Below are 1,260 nucleotides of genomic sequence, written 5' to 3'. Positions count from 1 at the left end.
CAACGGCTACGACCACCCCGCCCGGCTCGGCTCGGACCGCTGGGTGGCCATGATCGGCGCCCGTCAGCGGCTGCTGGCACAAGGCACGGCGCGGCCTTGCGTGGTGGTCATGGTGGGCACGGCCGTGACGGTCGAAGCGATCGACACCGAGGGCCGCTTCCTGGGCGGCATCATCCTGCCGGGCCACGGCATCATGCTGCGCGCACTGGAGTCCGGCACGGCCGGCCTGCACGTGCCCACAGGCGAGGTGCGCGACTTTCCCACCAACACCAGCGACGCCCTCACCAGCGGCGGCACCTTCGCCATCGCCGGTGCGGTGCAGCGCATGGTGGACAACCTGCAGCACCACTGCGGCGAAGCGCCGGTGGTCTACATGACCGGCGGTGCGGGCTGGAAGATGGCCCCCAGCATGTCCACGCCCTGCGAGCTGGTGGACAGCCTGATCTTCGACGGGTTGCTGGAAATCGCGAGCAAGAGATTGACCCCCCTGCGCGCCTGACGGCGCTTCCCCCCTGCTGCGCGGGGGGACGGCCCCTGTGGCCGGGCAAAGCCCGTTCCACGGGGCCCCTGGGCTGGGGCACTCGCTCCGCAAACGTGGTTGGCGCGCGTGTCTCGTCCGAGGATGCGGTGGAACCGGCTTTGCCGGGCCACTCGCATCGCCCCTTGAGGGGCGGAGTGGTTACGCGAAGCGAACAAGCGACGGGGGTGAGTCTGTCCTGCGGCGCGGGGGGGTCAAACCTGTTCCCAGGGCAGCATCAGTGTCACCGCCAGCAGCTGCGCGAACTCCGGTTCGAAGGCGTCGATGATGGCCTGCGGGTCGGGGCACAGGGCCTCGTCGGCGATCACGCCGAACTGCACGCCGCCGCCGTAGCTGAGGATGGACACGCCCAGACCCACGGTGCCGGTCTGCGGCACCCAGAACATGGTCTGCTCCAGCGTCGCGCCGCACAGCCGCAGCTTGGTGGCCGGACCGGGTACGTTGGTCATGACGGCCGTGGTCTTGCGACCGAACAGCGCCAGCAGCGCGTCCTGCGCGGGCTTGATCAGCAGCCCCGCCACCGACAGCAGGCCGAAGGTCAGCAGTGGCTGCAGGCTGCCCTTGAGCCCGTTCATGCGCGCGCGCACCGCGTACACCCGCTCGATCGGGTTCGACACCCCGATGGGCAGCACCAGCGGCACCAGGCCGAAGCGGTTGCCGAGTTTCCAGGCGTCTTCCATGGGGCGCAGGTTGATGGGCACCATGGCGCGGATCTCTTTGCC

General features: G+C 69.9%; 2 protein-coding genes. One reads left to right on the top strand and one right to left on the bottom strand.

Annotation, left to right across the window (positions count from 1 at the left end; genetic code table 11):
- Positions 1-499 (top strand): type III pantothenate kinase (locus tag ACR2JA_RS03235; protein ID WP_434007681.1); only part of this gene is annotated, 499 nt, incomplete at its 5' end.
- 233 nt (positions 500-732) lie between these two features.
- On the opposite strand, the gene ACR2JA_RS03230 is transcribed toward ACR2JA_RS03235, so the two are convergent.
- Positions 733-1,260: WSD1 family O-acyltransferase (locus tag ACR2JA_RS03230; RefSeq protein ID WP_434007680.1), on the bottom strand; the 528-nt coding region annotated here is incomplete at its 5' end.

Origin of the sequence: Hydrogenophaga sp., from assembly GCF_051007235.1 — a bacterium.
Classification (GTDB): Bacteria; Pseudomonadota; Gammaproteobacteria; order Burkholderiales; family Burkholderiaceae_C; genus Hydrogenophaga.
Note: the sequence above shows the minus strand (reverse complement) of the source record. Positions and strands in the feature narration are given on the sequence as shown.